The sequence below is a fragment of the Flavitalea antarctica genome (assembly GCF_054461535.1).
In genome coordinates this window covers 1-18,353 of record NZ_JBTLQG010000058.1, presented here as the reverse complement: position 1 = coordinate 18,353, position 18,353 = coordinate 1, and the positions used below count along the sequence as shown (strand labels likewise).

At 44.7% G+C, this 18,353-nt stretch carries 11 protein-coding genes; 8 read left to right on the top strand and 3 right to left on the bottom strand.

Annotated elements, in window-relative coordinates; all coding sequences use genetic code 11:
- Nucleotides 1-197: 197 nt before the first annotated feature.
- Both ACX0G7_RS26400 and ACX0G7_RS26395 read left to right on the top strand, forming a co-directional pair.
- Complete coding sequence (locus ACX0G7_RS26400) at nt 198-2,435, top strand: glycosyltransferase family 4 protein (RefSeq protein ID WP_458926548.1); 2,238 nt, start codon at nt 198-200, stop codon at nt 2,433-2,435.
- A 4-nt stretch (nt 2,436-2,439) separates the two neighbouring features.
- Entirely contained in the window at nt 2,440-3,453 is a 1,014-nt protein-coding gene (locus tag ACX0G7_RS26395) for a glycosyltransferase family 4 protein (protein ID WP_458926547.1), read from the top strand.
- A 63-nt stretch (nt 3,454-3,516) separates the two neighbouring features.
- Here the strand turns inward: ACX0G7_RS26395 and ACX0G7_RS26390 are convergent, their stop codons facing one another.
- The 3 genes from ACX0G7_RS26390 to ACX0G7_RS26380 all read right to left on the bottom strand — a co-directional run bounded on the left by ACX0G7_RS26390 (nt 3,517) and on the right by ACX0G7_RS26380 (nt 8,090).
- Nucleotides 3,517-4,992: a glycoside hydrolase family 130 protein gene (locus ACX0G7_RS26390; protein WP_458926546.1), complete on the bottom strand. Its 1,476-nt coding sequence runs from the start codon at nt 4,990-4,992 to the stop codon at nt 3,517-3,519.
- A gap of 228 nt (nt 4,993-5,220) precedes the next feature.
- Nucleotides 5,221-6,456 (bottom strand): PQQ-dependent sugar dehydrogenase, encoded by a 1,236-nt coding sequence (locus ACX0G7_RS26385; protein ID WP_458926545.1) that lies wholly within the window; start codon nt 6,454-6,456, stop codon nt 5,221-5,223.
- Between the two features lie 56 nt (nt 6,457-6,512).
- Nucleotides 6,513-8,090, bottom strand: coding sequence for a S10 family peptidase (locus ACX0G7_RS26380; RefSeq protein WP_458926544.1), 1,578 nt, complete (start codon nt 8,088-8,090; stop codon nt 6,513-6,515).
- A 191-nt stretch (nt 8,091-8,281) separates the two neighbouring features.
- On the opposite strand from ACX0G7_RS26380, the gene ACX0G7_RS26375 reads away from it, so the two are divergent.
- From ACX0G7_RS26375 to ACX0G7_RS26350, 6 genes are all read left to right on the top strand, one after another.
- A complete protein-coding gene (locus ACX0G7_RS26375) occupies nt 8,282-11,002 on the top strand; it encodes a glycoside hydrolase family 78 protein (protein ID WP_458926543.1) in 2,721 nt (906 codons plus the stop codon).
- Between the two features lie 74 nt (nt 11,003-11,076).
- Nucleotides 11,077-13,968: a hypothetical protein gene (locus ACX0G7_RS26370; RefSeq protein WP_458926542.1), complete on the top strand. Its 2,892-nt coding sequence runs from the start codon at nt 11,077-11,079 to the stop codon at nt 13,966-13,968.
- A gap of 110 nt (nt 13,969-14,078) precedes the next feature.
- Complete coding sequence (locus tag ACX0G7_RS26365) at nt 14,079-14,441, top strand: hypothetical protein (protein WP_458926541.1); 363 nt, start codon at nt 14,079-14,081, stop codon at nt 14,439-14,441.
- Between the two features lie 189 nt (nt 14,442-14,630).
- Nucleotides 14,631-15,665, top strand: coding sequence for a bile acid:sodium symporter family protein (locus ACX0G7_RS26360; RefSeq protein ID WP_458926540.1), 1,035 nt, complete (start codon nt 14,631-14,633; stop codon nt 15,663-15,665).
- Nucleotides 15,666-15,842: 177 nt separating this feature from the next.
- Entirely contained in the window at nt 15,843-17,267 is a 1,425-nt protein-coding gene (locus ACX0G7_RS26355) for a Gfo/Idh/MocA family protein (protein ID WP_458926539.1), read from the top strand.
- Nucleotides 17,268-17,387: 120 nt separating this feature from the next.
- The coding region (locus tag ACX0G7_RS26350) for a Gfo/Idh/MocA family protein (protein ID WP_458926538.1) at nt 17,388-18,353 on the top strand (966 nt) is incomplete at its 3' end.

Here is an 18,353-nt window from a genome sequence, read left to right as displayed (position 1 = left end):
CAGTTAATTTATTTTCCAACTTATCCGTATTCCCTCACCATCCGGGCTTCATTGAGCCCGGAGCCCCCCGTTGTTCCCCTTTGTCTGCCCCTTCCACATCACCGTATTTTGCTGATAACTTATCAGTGTTTAAGTTGTTAGGACTAACATGGCAACTCCGTGCAATTCACGGTAAGCCCAATAATTAATACATAATCATGAAAATCGCATTTATAGCAAGTTACCCGCCAAGAGAATGCGGAATCGGAACATTTACCCGGAACCTTTACCGGTCGCTCACAGATAACAAGGGCGAAGGGGGGTCTACTAATACGGGGTTGGTTATAGCAATGAACGATACGGAAGAAGAATATGATTATCCGGAAGAAGTGAAGTTTGAAATTGCCCAGGAACAACAGGGCGACTACATTGAAGCAGCCAAGTTCATCAATATATCCGGTGCCGATATTTGCGTTCTCCAACACGAGTATGGAATTTACGGTGGCCAGAATGGGGTTTATATTCTCCCCTTGCTGCACCGCCTGGAGATTCCTCTGATTGTTACACTGCACACGGTGTTGAAAACCCCGTCATACAATGAGAAGGCGATACTTACGGAAATATGTAAGATGGCAGATAAGGTGATTGTTATGAGTAATAAAGCAGTTGAGTTTCTGACTGACATTTATTCCATACCTGCTGCAAAAATTGAAATCATTGAACACGGGGTGCCTGATCTCCAGTTTAACCAGGTCGCAACTAAAAAGGAATTTAAACTTGAAAATAAAAAGGTGCTCCTGACCTTTGGTTTTATCAGCCGCAACAAGGGAATAGAGACAGTAATCAAGGCTTTGCCGTCGGTAGTCGAAAAATATCCCGAAACAATATATATCATACTTGGGAAAACACATCCAGCTGTACTTCGGCACTCCGGCGAAGAATACCGGATTTACCTGTTGCGATTAATAAAAAACCTGAAACTTGAAAAACACGTGTTGTTTCTCAATGAATTTATTAATCAGAAAGAGTTATTTAAATATCTCTTTGCTTCAGACATATATATCACACCCTACCTGAACGAGGCGCAGATCACCAGTGGCACATTATCTTACGCGGTGGGTGCGGGAGCCGCTGTTATTTCTACTCCTTACTGGCACGCAGAGGAATTGTTATCCGATGGACGCGGCAGATTGTTTGATTTCAATGATTCCGAAGGTTTGTCTTCCATCCTGATGGAGTTGCTCGATAAACCCCAGGAAATGTTGCGGCTCCGCAAAAAAGCGTATGACTATGGACGTGAGATTACCTGGCCTAACATAGGAGAAAGATATCACGAGACACTGGATACGATTCTTCGTGAATATATTGCGCGGCCTACAAAAAAAGAGCCTCTGTTTGATCCCCAGCTATTACCGCCTTTTTCACTTGATCATATCAAACGGATGACCGACGATACGGGCATTATCCAGCACGCCAAATTCGGGATACCGAATCTTAAAGAAGGTTATTGCCTCGATGATAATGCACGGGCACTTCTCATGGTACTGATGGCCTTCAAACAAAAGAAACATCCACTCGCACTGGCACTTTCCCCTATATACCTGAGTTATATCCATTATATGCAAAATGATGATGGAACATTCAGGAACTTTTTAAGTTTTAACCGCAATTTCCTGGATGAAGTAGGTTCGGAAGATTCATTCGGCCGCGCCATCTGGTCACTTGGATTTCTTATTGGAAACGCCCCTAATGACGCTTACTACCAGTCGGGAAAGGAAATCTTTTTTGAAGCTGCAGTGTATTTTGAAAAACTTCAGTCGATCCGCAGTATCGCCAACACGATGATAGGCATAAGCTACTATCTAAGGGCAAATCCCTCTGATGATGGAATGATTGAGCGATTAAGAAGGATGGCTTATGTTCTTATTAACGAATATGATAAATGCCGTACAGACGACTGGCATTGGTTTGAAAGCTTACTAGCTTATGACAATGGTATGTTACCGAACGCCCTGTTGCATGCTGCCGGCATTCTCAATGATGACAAAGTGAAGCATGTTGCTATAGAAAGTATGCATTTCCTGGCCGACAAAACAATGAGCCAGGGCTACCTGTCGATCATTGGTAACCAGCAATGGTACTTTCGCGATGGCACACAATCCATGTTTGGGCAGCAACCACTTGATGCACTTGCCATGGTACTGATGTTCCACCAGGCATACGAGGTTACCAAAGACAAACAATATCTCACAAAATTATATACTTCGTTTATGTGGTTCCTTGGTGAAAATGACCTAAGGATGAGCCTGTATGATTTTGAAACGAAGGGTTGTTGCGATGGACTCGAAAGTTATGGTGTGAACCGGAACCAGGGAGCGGAGAGTACACTTGCCTATCTCATCTCACATCTCACGGTGCTTAGAGCATTTGAAGATTTTTATAAAAGTGACAACTAGCATCATGAAGATAGCCGTTCTTTCACCTATAGCATGGAGAACTCCTCCTGAAAAGTATGGGCCATGGGAGCAGGTGGCTTCCGCGGTCGCCGAAGGAATGGTATTGGCAGGTCATGATGTTACACTGTTTGCTTCAGGCGATTCAATCACAGCCGGGAAACTGGCTGCCGTTATTCCAAAACCATACGGTGATGATCCCGCAGCCGATGTAAAAGTGAATGAATCACTTCATATCAGCAACCTGATGGAAAAAGCGGCTGAATTTGACATCATTCACAATCATTACGATTTTCTCCCGCTTACTTATTCAAAGTTGATCAGGACACCGATGGTCACCACTATCCACGGATTTTCATCTCCACTGATTGTACCGGTGTACAAAAAATATAATACCAACACTCATTATGTTTCCATCAGTAACGCCGACAGAAACGGGTCACTCAACTACATAGCAACAGTATATAACGGCATTGACATAAAGGCCTTCACACTGAACGAAGATCCCGGTGATTACCTCCTGTTTTTCGGCCGGATACATCCCCATAAAGGAGCGGCGGAAGCTATTGAAATCGCCAGGCGATCCGGACATAAGCTTATCATTGCAGGCCTGATCCAGGACGAACAATATTATAAGGAAAAGGTGGAACCATTTGTTGATAACAAAAAGGTATCATATATCGGCAATTGCGGACCCGAAAAAAGGAACCAGGTACTCGGTGGTGCCCTGGCACTTCTGCATCCTATAAGCTTTGATGAGCCCTTCGGTTTAAGTGTTGCAGAAGCAATGTGTTGCGGCACACCTGTTATTGCTTACAACAGGGGTGCAATGCCTGAGCTGATCGTAAACGGCAGGACAGGATACCTGGTGGCCGACGCTGATGAAGCTGCGCGTGCAGCAAAGCGGATTGGTGAACTACACAGAAAAGACTGCCGGACCCATGTTCAGGCAAAATTTTCCCAGGAAAAAATGACCGAAGACTATTTAAGCGTGTACAACCAAATCTTAAGTAATGGTTAATCCGGCGCTTGTTAGCACCGGGCCTTTGCGTCCTTCCTGCTTTGTTTCAGGCCTTGCTGTTTTTCAGGCCATGACTTTTGACTTTTTTAAAGCGGCAATCAATTCTTCTACATTTACCGTGGCATAGGTTGAGGCGTAATCAGACATTGCATAGGGTATATAAAGCGTATCCATGTGGATGAGTGAACCACATGAGTACACTACATTGGGTACATAACCTTCACGCTCTTTTTCATTTGGAACCAGCAACGGCGTTTCAAGCCGCCCGATTTCTATTTCCGGGTTTTCCAAATCAAGCAAAGACACACCTAATACATATTCCCTTGCTGGTCCGACGCCATGCGTAATTACCAGCCAGCCTTCCGGAGTTTCAATGGGTGAGCCGCAATTTCCCATCTGAACAAACTCCCACGGAAATTTTGGTGTTTGCAGTATATCTGCCTTGCGCCAGACGTTTATATTGTCTGAAAAGGCTATATAATTGTTTACTCCGTCTATCCGGCACAGCATAACGTATTTACCGTTTACTTTACGTGGAAACAGTGCCATTCCCTTGTTCTGGGCTACTTCTCCATGGATGGGTAAAACCTTGAAGTGATAAAAGTCCTTGGTCTCTAATAATTTTGGCAGGATAGTGATGCCGTCGTATGCTGTATAAGTTGCATAATAGGTCACCTCTCCGTCATCGTCCGTAAACTTGACGAACCTTGCATCTTCAATACCTTTTTGTTCGGTCTGGGCAAGCGGAAAAATTACGCGCTCCGAGATAGATGTGTCCACGGAAAAATCCATTTCATAATGTGATTTCGCGAGCCACATCATTTCATTGAGCAATACCAGTGAACCGGTATCATGTAGTTTGTGTTTTGTCTCCTCAACCAGTTTTTTTAATTCCTCATAGGTGAAAGTTTCAGAAAGCCTCTCCATTATAATGGAAAACGCCTGGCTGCTGCAATCCTGCATCTCCTCCAACTTTTCAAGGAACTGCGCCTTATAATAGGTATGGCTTTTTGAATGTTCAGGAGATTCCAGCATTTTACCGGGCTGCTCTATGATAATGTTGGAATCGGTATCGATGATCCCCGACCTGAAAACTATAGAGGATACATGTCCTTCGCCTGTTGCCCTGAAACTGATGATGACTCTTTTCTGATTTTGACCCAGACCGGATTGGTCGGGATCTTCTACCATAGAAGGATTAAAAAATGCCGCTGCTTCAATACTATACTCCATGGTGCAATAGGCGCCGATGAGTACTTTTTGATTCATGGTAAAAGAGCCAACGTCGATATGTTCGGGCCCCAGTGTAGCAGCCATTTTGTTAAAATGCTTTTCAAAAATTTTTGAAATGCTACGATGACGTTTGGAATAATCGCGCAAAACTTCAGTGAGTACCTCCTGTTGTTTTTTTGGGGAAAGCTCCATGATCCTTTTAACCAGTGCAATACTTCTTTCCTGGTTGGTATAAAGCAATCTTGCAATAACCCTGCTTGAATCGGGTTCAAACATCACATTTTTTCTTGTTACTCTAACGGGCATACGAGTCAATTAAATTTTATCAGTTCCAATCGCTGGCTGACAGCTTAGATGGAAAAATACTTGCAAATATTCACAAAATTCGTGCGCGGTTCAAATATGATTTTACCTGTCACCTTTATCTTGATTTTAGTGGTATTCCCTTATCTGGTTGGTCATGCAATAAAAAGGGAATGCCACTGCATTCCCTCTAAACTGCTAAAACTATAATTTATTTCAGCCGGGTTGTTTTTATTTAGCATAAGTGACCCTGTAAATGGTCCCTTTGGTATCGTCTGTTATATAAATGGATCCGTCCGGTGCTTCAGCCAGGCCGCAGGGGCGGTGAGGATTATTGGGAGTAGTAAAATTATCAGCAAAAATTTCCCATTTCCCGGAAGGTTTATTCCCCTGGAAAGGTACAAATCCAACCAGGTATCCTTTTTTTAACTCGGCGGAATTGCCGTGAAAAGCTATAAACGCCCCGTCCTTATATTTAGCAGGAAAACCTTTGCCAGTGTGGAAAAGCAGACCATTGGGTGCGAGATGGGCAGGAAAATTCACAGTTGGAATCTGTGCCTTTACCGTTGCTTCTTTTTTTCCATCCCCGCCGTATTCAGGGGCAAGCATAGCTTTCCCTTTTTTATGATCAAAATAGGAATAGGGCCAACCACCATTCGTACCCTTGCGAACCTCGTACATCGACTCTGCAGGTAACAAGGTATTGTCTTCCTTTGAATAATATTGAGGGTAGTCGTCGAGCCGGTCGCGGCCATGCTGAAGCAGGAACAAAGATTTCGTTCTCTCGTTCCAATCTATAGCTACAGAATTCTTATAACCGGTAGCATAGCGATTGGCGCTACTCATGGTTTGGTTAAGCTTGTTTGTTTTGAAAACCCAGATACCGCCTACCGAATCAAGCAGCGGGCAAGGCATTGGAGCGACCTTAGACTTTTCATCGATGATGCAGGCATTGCTATAGGATCCGACATTTACATAAATGTTGGAGTTATCGTCAACGGCCAGCGGTTTGGCATTATCACGGTTATGATTCACCAGGCCGGTAATTATTCTTTCCGGTTGATCGGGGTTGATCACTTCACCTTTTGCATCCAGCTTATATCGAAACACATCATCATTAGAAGAGGCATACAGGTAATCATTTTTTATAGTAATTCCTGTTCCCGGATAGTTTCCAAATCCTTTCTGAATATCTATAACACCGTCACCGTTTGTGTCCCTGAGGTACCAGATACCATGGCCGTCTTTTAGTCTGGACAATTTTACATAAATGCCACCCTGCCTGTTAACGGCTATATGCCGTGCTCCGCCGAATCCTTCTGCAACTATGGTCACTTTGAAGCCCTTTGGCAATACCAGCGTTGTATTGGCTGAGGTGTCCGCCGATGGTCCATTATCATTTGCTTCTACCCTGGTAATACCCGAAAGCAAGCTCGCGGCAACCGCGCAAATCAAAATTTTTTTCATATAACAAATCACATTGAGTTCGAAAAAGATTGCAAGATATGGTTTAAGCCACTATATTAAAAAGCTGCTTTGTACTGTGCGGGCTGACCGGGTTTAGGTGTTGACTGTTTTATAAATTGCCGGATGTGTTCGTTGCTTGATGCCAGGTCTTCCTTGCGCAGGTACATCATATGTCCGCTGCGGTAGCCCTGGAAACTGATGCGATCTTTAAGCCGGCCCGAAGGATCAATCTGCCACATATTATATTTGGCATTGAAGTAGTCGCAGGCACCATCATAATAGCCCGACTGAACCAGCACATGAAGATAAGGATTGGCAGACATCGCCTTCCCAAGGTTTTCACCTGTCCTGTTGTTGGTATTATCCCAGGGTCTTACCGGGCCGAACATGTTGTATTTGAAATCAGTTTTATAGTTGAGTTTCTCCCTCATATACATATTGATCGGTGGGGTGAACGAATGCAGCCATGATGTTAGTTCGGCATTGAAGTCCGGTGAAAGTCCTGCATCCTGTTTGTCTATCCCAAGATATCTCGAATCAAGTCTTCCGACAGTGAAACCTTTATCCCGGAGTAATTCTTTCCAGAATAAATTTGTTGATACATCCAGGTTATTTTGCAGAATTACTTCTTCTGATAAACCTGAATACCTGGCCATTTTCGCTGCAATAGTCTTTTTCTTTTCGGCTGAAAGCATTGAACCTTTTGACATAGCTGCTACCAGTTCGTCCATAGTAAACGCCTCAACTTCCGGAAGCACCGCATTGAGATCCTTTTGTTGAAGATCGGCAGGAAGCTTTTTATGGTACCATGCAGTTGCGGCAAAATATGGAAGCCTTAAGGCAGCATCAACGGGCGCCCCTCTTTCAATTCCAAGGTCGGTCGGAGAAACAAGAACAACACCATTGAAGTACATCCACTGTGTTTCCTGTAGTTCCAGTGCGAGACCTGAAACCCGGGTTGTTCCATAGCTTTCACCGATGAGGTATTTTGGCGAAGCCCAACGATTATAACGTGTAACAAAAGTATTGATCCACTCTGCGAGGTATTTGATATCAGCATTTACGCCAAAAAATTTTGTTTTCGGGGCATCTTTCATCATCCTTGAATAACCGGTATTTACCGGGTCAATAAAAACGATATCTGCCACATCCAGGATAGAGTGAGGGTTTTCTTTGAAACCGTAAGGCTGAACAGGATAACCTTCATCGTCTATATTAAGTAGTGCTGGACCTGTATATGCGATATGCATCCAGACAGAAGCTGAGCCCGGACCCCCGTTAAAGGAAACAACCAGTGGGCGGCTTGCACGATCCCTGATATCTGTGCGCTCATAATAGGTATAAAAAAGTCCGGCAATCGTTTTACCATCTTCATCCCAAACAGGCATAGTACCTGCTGTAGCTTTATATGGTATTTTTTGACCTTTAATCGTCACTTCATGTGTGGTTGTAACCGAAGACTCCGGATTGAAAACGAGATTGGAGGATGATGGTTTTTCCTCCCGCGCTGGTGCAGGCGCAGTCGGAGCCGAAGCGGCGGATGCATCAGCCGCCGGGGGCCGGTTTTGCCTTTGCTGCGCATTCAATGATAATGTAAGCATCAGTGCTAACCCAAGTGGGCAGATTTTTCTCATAAACATTACTAGTTTGGATGGTCAAACTTAGCGAAAAAATATTTTCAGCTTTCAACTTAATGCTGGCCAGGAACCGCCCACCTCAGAAGCTCATGCATAATATTTCATTATCTTGTCACGACTAAGTTCGGGTCATCATCCATATATAAAATTTATCTCAGGTACCGTTGCCCGAAAAAACTCCAGCTTATATGAAATTCAACAGGATGTATTCCGGTCCGGGTGCTGTCATTTTCCTGATCATTTTTTCCGGCATTCACTTAAGCAGCTATAGCCAGAACCGGGTGGTCAACCTTCAGTGCGAATATCTGGCTAATCCTATAGGTGTCGACTCATATCATCCGAGGCTATCGTGGAGCATTGTTGACGATCGTAGAGGTGCCGCCCAGAAAGGCTACTCGATTATCGTTGCCACTGATTCGCTCATGAAGCAAAAAGTCTGGCATTTGCGGGCTTCCACATCCAATGGTGCCGCCCAAATGGTGACTTATCGCGGCGTTGCGCTGAAGCCGTTTACAAAATATTACTGGAAGGTTTTAGCAAGGGATAGGAAGGGAATAAAATCCAGGCCGGTAATGAGCAGTTTCGAAACCGGGATGATGGATAACACAAACTGGAAGGGATCATGGATAAGTGATATTGATGATGTGAATACCAGGCCGGCAGGTCTGTTCAGGAAGGAATTTAGAACTGATAAAAAGATCAGATCTGCCCGGGCATATATAGCGGTTGCAGGTTTGTATGAACTATACCTGAATGGGGAGAGGATCGGAAATCATCGCCTCGACCCGATGTACACCAGGTTTGACCGCCGTACCATGTATGTAACATATGATGTCACTAAGCAGGTGAAGCAGGGTAACAATGGAATAGGGGTGATGCTCGGTAATGGATGGTACAATCATCAGTCAACCGCTGTCTGGAATTTTCACCATGCTCCGTGGCGGGCCCGTCCGGCTTTTTGCCTGGACCTGCGGATCACATATGAAGATGGAAGCCAGGAACTAATCACATCAGGTAAAGAATGGAAAACCTCTACCGGACCAGTGATCTTTAATAGTATTTACACCGCTGAACACCAGGATGCCAGGCTGATACAACCGGGATGGAACAAAGCAGGATTTGATGAAAGTAAGTGGAAAAATGTTATCTACCGGTCGGCGCCTTCCGGGAACATCGTGTCCCAACTGATGCACCCCGTTGAACATGTTGAAAAAATTGCTGCAGTTGGTTTGAAGAAGATAAGTGATACCGTTTATGTTTTTGATCTGGGAAGAAACATTGCCGGTGTTAGTGCCATCACCCTGCAGGGAGAGGCGGGTACCACCATCCGGCTTCAGCATGCGGAGCAGGTTTATGAAAATGGCAGGGTAGATATGTCAAACATAAATGTTCATTACCGGCCCAGGGATGACAAAGACCCGTTTCAGACTGACGTTTATATCCTGGGTGGTAACGGGTCCGAAACCTTTATGCCCCATTTCAATTACAAGGGTTTTCAATATGTTGAAGTAACAAGTAACAAACCCATCACCCTCAATAAAGAAAGCCTGTCTGGTTACTTTATGCATAGCAACGTGCCTCCAACAGGCAGTATCAGGTCTTCAAATCCAACGATCAACAAAATCTGGAGTGCAACCAACAATGCATATCTGTCAAATCTGTTTGGCTATCCTACGGATTGTCCTCAACGCGAAAAAAACGGCTGGACAGGAGACGCGCATATAGCTATCGAGACTGGGCTTTATAATTTCGACGGAATAACTGTTTATGAAAAGTGGATGGCTGATCACAGGGACGAACAACAACCAAACGGAGTATTACCTTCCATCATCCCTACAGGCGGCTGGGGATATGAATGGGGAAACGGACCAGACTGGACCAGCACTATCGCAATCATTCCCTGGAACATTTACCTGTTTTATGGTGATACAAGTCTCCTGGGCAACTGCTATGAAAATATCAGGCTTTATGTTGACCAGATAAGCAGTCGCGCGCCGGAAGGGCTTACTACCTGGGGCCTCGGCGATTGGGTGCCTGTGAAATCAAAAGCGCCTGTAGAACTCACGTCTTCGGTGTACTATTATGCCGATGCGACAATTCTTTCTAAAACAGCGGCCATACTCGGCAAAAAATCAGATGCTGTAAAATATGCTGCCCTTGCCGCGCGGATCAAAGATGCCATAAATAAAAAATATCTTGATGAATCAACAGGGATATATGGCTCAGGGATTCAAACTGAACTTTGTGTGCCATTGATGTGGGGAGTTGTTCCGGATTCGTTGAAAAGTAAAGTAGCTGCGAATCTCGCCAAACGTGTTGAACAGGATAATTTTCATCTTGATGTAGGTTTGCTTGGAACAAAGGCAATACTTAATGCGCTCAGTGAAAATGGGTATGCTGATATCGCTTACAGGGTTGCCTCGCAGGAAACCTTTCCATCCTGGGGTTGGTGGATAGTGAACGGCGCCACTACACTTTATGAAAACTGGCCCATAGATGCGAAGTCGGATATTTCCAGAAACCATATCATGTTTGGTGAGATAGGCGCCTGGTTGTTCAAGGGTCCGGGAGGGATTAAGCCAGATGAAAAGGCGCCGGGATTCAGGAATGTATTATTGCAACCGAATTTTGTAGAAGGCCTCGAATCTTTTGAGGCAACTCATACCGGGCCTTATGGAACAATCAGCTCTTCGTGGAGAAAATCAGGTGGTAGTGTGTTTTATGATGTTACGGTACCGCCCAATTCTACTGCTACCCTGAAGCTGCAACTGGATGAAGGCAAAAAGCTATATGAGGACGGCAAACCTGTTTCAGGCCGTTCATCCGGGCAGGGTGAAACAGGAGGTTCGTCGAAACCGCAAACAACTTATCGGCTGGTAGCAGGCAGTTACCGTTTCGAAATAAAATGATATCAGCTTACAGGAACCCTGGTTATCACCGTGCCATAACAATTCAACAGTGCTCGAAAAAACTATATAATCTGATGAGATCAATTCGTTTAAACTCCTTGCTTCCCTTAGCCTGCAGCCTTATCACGATGTCAGTAATGGGTCAGACTATAAACCCGGACAGTACTTCGACAGCGATGAAATTGCTTGCAGAGACCCGGAGCCGATTGAATGGCAAAACTGATCCCCGATCTGTTGCGAAGATGATGGAGCTTGGAATGTGGAAAGAATCAGAGGCCGTTTTAAAAAGTTTTCCTGATGATGACGAGGGAAAACTGTTAAGAGCCGATTATTTAATTCTGCAAAATGAATTTGATAAGAGTGAAAGCCTGGTAAAAAAAGTACTTTCTAAACAACCCTTAAATGAAAAGGCGGTGTTGTTGAAAGCCTACCTGGAGATTCAATCGTGGGAATTACAAAAGGCCGAACAAACCTGTAAAGCTTTCCTTAAGACCCGTCCGGCTTCAGACAAAATGATGTTGATGCTTGGCCGCACACTATTACTTCAGAAGCGGTATAAGGAAGCTATGGCCATAGCAATTAAACTCCAGAAAAAAGATTTACGCAACGCTCTGGCTTTCCTCCTGGAAGCCGATGTTTATTTCTGGAACCAGGAACCTGATAAAGCGGAGGCGCCGTTAAAGAAATCGCTGGAGCTGGATCCCTTCAATCCCGATGCACGTTTTAGTTATGGTTATGCTATCTGGCGAAGGATAGATGCTACCCAATTAAATGCGATGGCCGCGCAATGGGAGTTGGCATTAGCGGTTAACCCGCTCCATTTTCAAACGCATTGGCATTGGGGAAATGGGCATACTAACCTGACCTATGCAGATTATGCAGCTCCTGATGATGAAAAAGTGAGAGCGGAGCTTAAGGCTGCTGATGAGAAAGTCCGTAACAATGATATCAATGGAGCGATCGGGGACATACTTGCCATCGAAAAAAAATATCCTTCTTCAGTAATACCACTTTTGCATCGGGCATCGGTGTACTATAGTGCTTTTGAAATGGATCAGAAAACCAGGCTTGATTCTTCGCAGGCAATATTTATCCGTATACTTGGGCGTATCAAACATTATGGACCCGCTCATAATGGACTCTCAGCTGTTATCAAGTCGAAGCGTATTCCATATCTCAGGGTTTATGATTCCATTATGACCTCGTTGAAGAATACAAAGATCAGCGATCCTGAAAACTTTACCAGGGTGTTCCCCGATGTAGCTTATTTCCCAGGTCACCTCGCCAGGGCAATGGTCTGGAACCAGATGTACACTTCCATTGTTTATTTTCCATTTCTCTCGAAACAGCAAAACAGTTTCAGGATACCGCCCTTACATATAGACCTCGCTGTTGCCATGGGTCAACAGTCATTCCGTTATATGACCACATTTGATAACAGGCAATGGATGGATATCCGTGGTGTCGGCAGTGGCGCGGCGGCCATTGAATACGTAGAGCGGGGTGCATTTCTTGAGAGGAATGTGATACTGCATGAATACGTTCACCTTTTTCATGGCCGGGTACTGACTGACCAGGAAAACAGGGAGATACGGGCACATTACTATACCGCGATGAAAGAAAAGCGGACGCTTGATTATTATTCTCAAAACAATGAAAGCGAATATTTCGCCCAGACCTATCCTGCGTACTTTGAACCGGTTAAAGTACATCCACTCGATTTCAAGTCGATGAATACAACCAACGATCTGAAAACAAAAGATCCGGGGATGTACGCCTTTCTCGACAAGCTTGTAAAAAAAGAGAAAGCTTACCTGGCCGGAAATGTGAACGCTATGGCAAGCAACTGGTCGCAGATCTTTGTGAACCTGTCAGCCAGAACAAGAAACAGCGATCCAGGTTTAGCTGGCAGGTATCTGGATACGGCTTTGCAGTATGACCCTGAATACCTGCCCGCGTTTATAGCCTATTCGCAACTGAAGTCGGACCAGAAAGATTTTCTGTCGGCCCTGCAATGGCTAAACAAAGCCGAAAAGACAGATTCCACTTATGCACCTGTTTACAGTGCGATGGCCCGTTTAATAAGTGCGAAGCAGGGAGCCGGATTGGTTAAGGCAAGTGATGCCGTAAACGAACAGGCCGCACTTTATAAAAGAGCGCTGGGTCTGGAAAGAGATTTCCAGGAAATTGCAGGTTTGAATCTGCAGTTCCGGGAGATGTATCGTCGCAATGGGATGATGCAGGAATCCATTGAGGTCGCAGAAGCATATGGGAAATCAGGATCAGTAATTTCTACCTATCTGCGTGACAGGAGAGATGATGCGCTGGCCTATGCAGCTTCTGTGCGGGCAGTATTGGGTGATTCCGCAACAGTGGAACGTCTGAAAAAATTTGTAGAGCAGAAACCACAAAATTTCGAATACAGGAACCTCTATGCTGATGCTTTAACTGCTCACGCAAAATATGAAGCTGCCATCAGCACGATACGTGAAGCACAACGTATTCTTGCTGCGTCCGGTAGCGCGAGACCTGACTACTACCTGAAAATTGCAGAGAATTACCAGGCGATTGGAAATAAAGATTCTGTGTCAGTTTATTTACAACCTTTTCTTTCAGGCAAAATGCGGGCAGGAGCAGATCAGCTTCGTTATATACGACTGTTGGCAAATGCGGGATATATGTCACAGGCCGATAGCCTCGCGAAAAAGATAGAATACAAAGGTGATGATTTCTATCTTTCGCAGGTGAGTTACACAAGGGGTTACATAGCAGAAGTTTCTAAAAATAATGCAGAAGCGATACGGCACTATGAGAATACGCTGACTCTGAATGAATACATACCCAGGGTTTATGAAGGGTTGTTGAACTTATATAAAGCTGCAGGAGATGAGGCAAAAGTAAAATCGATAACAGACAAACTTACAAATACGCCATTGTTGAAACCAACCCGCCGACTGTCGTTCTGATAAGGGTCACCGGATCTCCCGGTTAACTACTCAATAAAGTAGCGGTTTGCTCAGTCAATAGTTGCCATGCATCCGACACCGGTAAATTTGTGGCTCAAACAGTTCATGAAATGGCAAATCAAATTAATGTAATTGACGAATGGTCCGTTAAGGATCTTGAAGATGGTTCATCCTTATCCGTGCATGTTTTAGGTTGCACTGAACTTGGCAATGCGTCGGTACCGGGTATACAGGTTCATGCAATGGGTATTATAGTTAACTATGAACCAAATATCGTTGAGCAATGGGCATACAAAGCGGGCAAAGCAAAAGAATCTGAATTTTTTCTTGAAGATAAATCATGGGCGGTCCATGAGGATCAATATATCAAAAATTACCTCGTAACCGGTTCCCCATTGAAAGCTAAAATTGTGGTCAAAACACGAAGCTCCAGGCCCGTGAGCAGGGAATATGATCTTCCCTTTGAAATCTGAGATACCACTGTATTCCAAAAATCTTCTGCAGATTCATTGCGGCTTGTGAAGGAGCGTGCATTGATACCTGCAGATTTTTTTTGCCTTTCAAACTGCACATACGATTGTGTTTGCTCTGCCCTTATTTGTATATTTTTGTTGAGATCAGATCAGGAGATCAGGCAGGTTAACAAGTACTAATTGCAACACATGGCCAATGGAGCAGGTTTCACTAATGTATTAAAGAGGGCGGGGCTTGATGGGTTTGTGATCGCCCTGATACTCATGATTGTTGCAGGATGGTTATGGCCGGAAGGCTCAAAGGAATATAACGGCTTCTCACTTTCAACGTTTGCCGGTTACGGAGTTTCGCTCATCTTCTTTTTTTACGGACTGAGGTTGAATCCCGATAAGCTCAAAGCTGGCCTGGGTCACTGGAAGCTGCACCTTGTTGTTCAGCTCTCCACCTTCCTCTTATTTCCCTTGATCATATTATGCACTCGTTGGTTTTTTACCGGAACCAGTTACCAGGATATCTGGCTTTCTGTATTCTTTCTTGCTGCCCTGCCTTCAACAGTATCTTCATCAGTAGTCATGGTGTCAATCGCCCGCGGAAATATGGTGGCCGCAATATTCAATGCAAGTATTTCAAGCCTCATAGGAATCTTTATTACTCCCTTATGGTTAAACCTTGTTCTTGGTGCGGATGCAAATGGAACCGGCCTTGGGGATACTATTATCAAGCTGGTTGTGCAGGTACTCATCCCTGTTATAGCCGGGTTGGCATTAAACAGCCGTGGCGGCGCTTTTGCTGAAAAGAATAAAAAGTATTTTAAGTACTTTGATCAATTTATCATTCTGATAATCGTATATACATCCTTCGCAGAATCATTTCTGAACAAACGATTTGAAAATTTTAATATTATCACAATAGTAGTCTTAACGGCGGCCATGGTGGTTCTTTTTTTTATCGTGTATTTTGTGATAAGGTATGTTTGTGGTGTGCTTCGATTCAACAGGGAGGATACAATTGCTGCGCTTTTTTGTGGCTCAAAAAAGTCGCTGGTTCATGGAACCGTGATGTCGAAAGTGTTGTTTAGTACCTCGCCAATGCTGGGTGTGATTTTATTACCCCTTATGATTTATCATGCCGCCCAGCTTGTAATTGCAAGCATCATTGCCAGGGGTTTCAGCCAAAATACCGGTGCGCAGGAGCCCCGGCCGAAACTGCAGAAGGCGGACTAACTACTGCTTTTTTACGAAATCCTTTTCGTCCTGACCAGTGCCGGTTTCCCTACATCCCATCATTTATATTGCCGTAAGGAAGACTGCCAGGCAACGGAGATTACAACTCTGGCGTCTTTCAGTGCGTAATAATTCCTACATTAGCCTTCCAGCCAAAACATACTCAAACAAGGTAAAATGGGTTCAAACAGGAGAAGATTTATACGGAACATCACATTGGGAATGGGCACCCTTGCAACGGGAATTCCTGTTATGGCTGAGTCAGATGAAAACAACCGGGACATTCAACCGGTTTCGGGGCAGCAACAATTTAATATGTGTGGTTATGCGGCTCCAAAATTAGATAAGGTCAGGATCGGTTTTGTTGGACTGGGTATGCGGGGGCCGGGTGCAGTGAAGAGGATGTCATATATTGAGGGAGTTGAAATCGTAGCCTTGTGTGACAAAAGACCTGAAAAAATTACATCGGCACAGGAGATACTTACCAGAGCGGGACTTCCGAAAGCAAAGGAATATACAGGTGATGATGGATGGAAGGCCATGGCAGAGTCAAATGATATCGATCTCGTTTACAGTTGCACGCCCTGGTCACTACACGCCCCGATTGCGCTCTACTCAATGAGGCACGGCAAACACGTTGCTACAGAGGTGCCGGCTGCACTGACAGCAAAGGAATGCTGGGATCTTGTTGAGACCTCCGAGAAAACAAAAAAGCATTGCATGATGCTTGAAAATTGTTGCTACGATTTTTTCGAACTTCTTACTTTGAACCTGGCAAGGAACGGGATGTTGGGCGAACTGGTCCATGCGGAAGGATCCTATATTCATGATCTTCGTGATCTGAATTTCAACAGCAAGGACGGTTACGCGGATATGTGGCGCCTCCGCGAAAATGCAACCCGTAATGGAAATCTCTATCCCACACATGGACTTGGACCTATAGCACAATGCCTTGATATAAACCGTGGCGACAGGATGGAACACCTTGTTTCAATGTCTGGTAACGATTTTATGATGGGAGCCATGGCCAGGGACCTGGCGGCAACTGATGAAGTAATCAAAGAGTTCAGTGATGCAAAATTCAGGGGCAACATGAACACGACCATGGTAAGGACCGCAAAAGGTAAGACCATGATGATCCAACATGACGTAACTTCACCCAGGCCGTATTCCAGGATTCACCTTATCAGTGGCACAAAAGGCATGGCCAGCAAATACCCCGCTCCGCAGCGTATTGCTTTCGGGCATGAGTGGCTAAAAGATGAAGAGATGAAATCCCTCGAAGAGAAGTTCATCCCGGAAATAGTGAAACATGTTGGCGCAATAGCGAAACAGATCGGGGGGCATGGTGGTATGGATTTCATCATGGACTGGAGATTGATAGATTGCTTAAGGAACGGGTTGCCATTGGATCAGGACGTTTATGATGCGGCAGCATGGAGTGCGGTAGGTGTATTCAGCGAGCGTTCTGTTGCTAAAAAATCTAAAACAGTTGACATACCTGATTATACAAGGGGCGCATGGAAAACAAACAAGCCGGTGAGCCTTACCCTGGAAGGTGGGGGTAACACCGGTGTCAGGAACGTTGAAACAAAAAGCTAATTACTTTCAAACAAAGTATCTTCAGCATGCTAAAAACAATACCCGGTTAAGGGCGATCTTTTAAATGGATCGGTACATAACAAATACTCAGATTACTTCTTAATTAATACTATTGAACATATGAAAAATTCACGTCGTTTTTTTATCAAACAATCAGCACTTGCCGGTGCAGGTGTGCTTGCAGCTAATGCTGGTTTCAGCGCCCAGAGTTATAGAAGAATTATTGGTGCAAACGACCGGGTGCGTGTAGGGGTCGTCGGTTTTTCCGACCGGCACCGTGCTTCACATATACCTTCGTTCATGGAACACTATAAAGAACTGAACTTCGATGTTACTGCAGTTTCAGATATCTGGAACAAGAGAAGGGAAGAAGGCTCGGCAGTATGGAAAGAAAAAATGGGACATGACATAGTTGCCTGTCGTAACAACGAAGAGTTGTATAGCAAAAAGATTGTCGATGCAGTATTTATCAGTACGGCAGATTTCCAGCATGCCGGTCACACTATAGAAGCTGTGAAAGCCGGCTGTGACGCGTATGTTGAAAAGCCCTTTGCAGAAACAATGGCAGACAACAGGGCGGCTATGAAGGCGGTAAAAGAGTCAAAGAAAATTGTGCAGATAGGCTCACAAAGAAGAAGCGGTGCCAACTATCATGCTGCCAACGAATATATCAAATCCGGCAAGTTCGGCGACATTACTATGGTTGAACTTACCTGGAACGTTAACCAGCCGGGACGCTGGCGCCGTGTCGGGCTTGTAGAACAACTACAGGAGAAGGATACTGACTGGAAGAAGTTCCTGATGAACCGCCCGTTTGAAAAATTTGATCCGCGTATTTATCTTGAATACCGTTTGTTCTGGCCATATTCTTCAGGCCTTCCCGGTCAGTGGATGAGCCACCAGATTGATACGGTTCATTGGTTCACCGGCCTTAAACATCCAAGATCAGTTGTGGCAAATGGCGGTATATATGTCTGGAAAGATGGACGTCGTAACTGGGATACGCTTACTGCAGTATTTGACTATGGTCCTCAAAACGATCCTAAGAGTGGATTCCAGGTGACCTTTGGATCCCGTATGCATAAT

What these genes read in the sequence shown, in the direction of transcription:
- ACX0G7_RS26400 (WP_458926548.1), top strand. Translation starts at nt 198, where the DNA reads ATGAAAATCGCATTTATAGCAAGTTACCCGCCAAGAGAATGCGGAATC.
- ACX0G7_RS26395 (WP_458926547.1), top strand. Translation starts at nt 2,440, where the DNA reads ATGAAGATAGCCGTTCTTTCACCTATAGCATGGAGAACTCCTCCTGAA.
- ACX0G7_RS26390 (WP_458926546.1), bottom strand. Translation starts at nt 4,992, where the DNA reads ATGCCCGTTAGAGTAACAAGAAAAAATGTGATGTTTGAACCCGATTCA.
- ACX0G7_RS26385 (WP_458926545.1), bottom strand. Translation starts at nt 6,456, where the DNA reads ATGAAAAAAATTTTGATTTGCGCGGTTGCCGCGAGCTTGCTTTCGGGT.
- ACX0G7_RS26380 (WP_458926544.1), bottom strand. Translation starts at nt 8,090, where the DNA reads ATGAGAAAAATCTGCCCACTTGGGTTAGCACTGATGCTTACATTATCA.
- ACX0G7_RS26375 (WP_458926543.1), top strand. Translation starts at nt 8,282, where the DNA reads ATGAAATTCAACAGGATGTATTCCGGTCCGGGTGCTGTCATTTTCCTG.
- ACX0G7_RS26370 (WP_458926542.1), top strand. Translation starts at nt 11,077, where the DNA reads ATGAGATCAATTCGTTTAAACTCCTTGCTTCCCTTAGCCTGCAGCCTT.
- ACX0G7_RS26365 (WP_458926541.1), top strand. Translation starts at nt 14,079, where the DNA reads ATGGCAAATCAAATTAATGTAATTGACGAATGGTCCGTTAAGGATCTT.
- ACX0G7_RS26360 (WP_458926540.1), top strand. Translation starts at nt 14,631, where the DNA reads ATGGCCAATGGAGCAGGTTTCACTAATGTATTAAAGAGGGCGGGGCTT.
- ACX0G7_RS26355 (WP_458926539.1), top strand. Translation starts at nt 15,843, where the DNA reads ATGGGTTCAAACAGGAGAAGATTTATACGGAACATCACATTGGGAATG.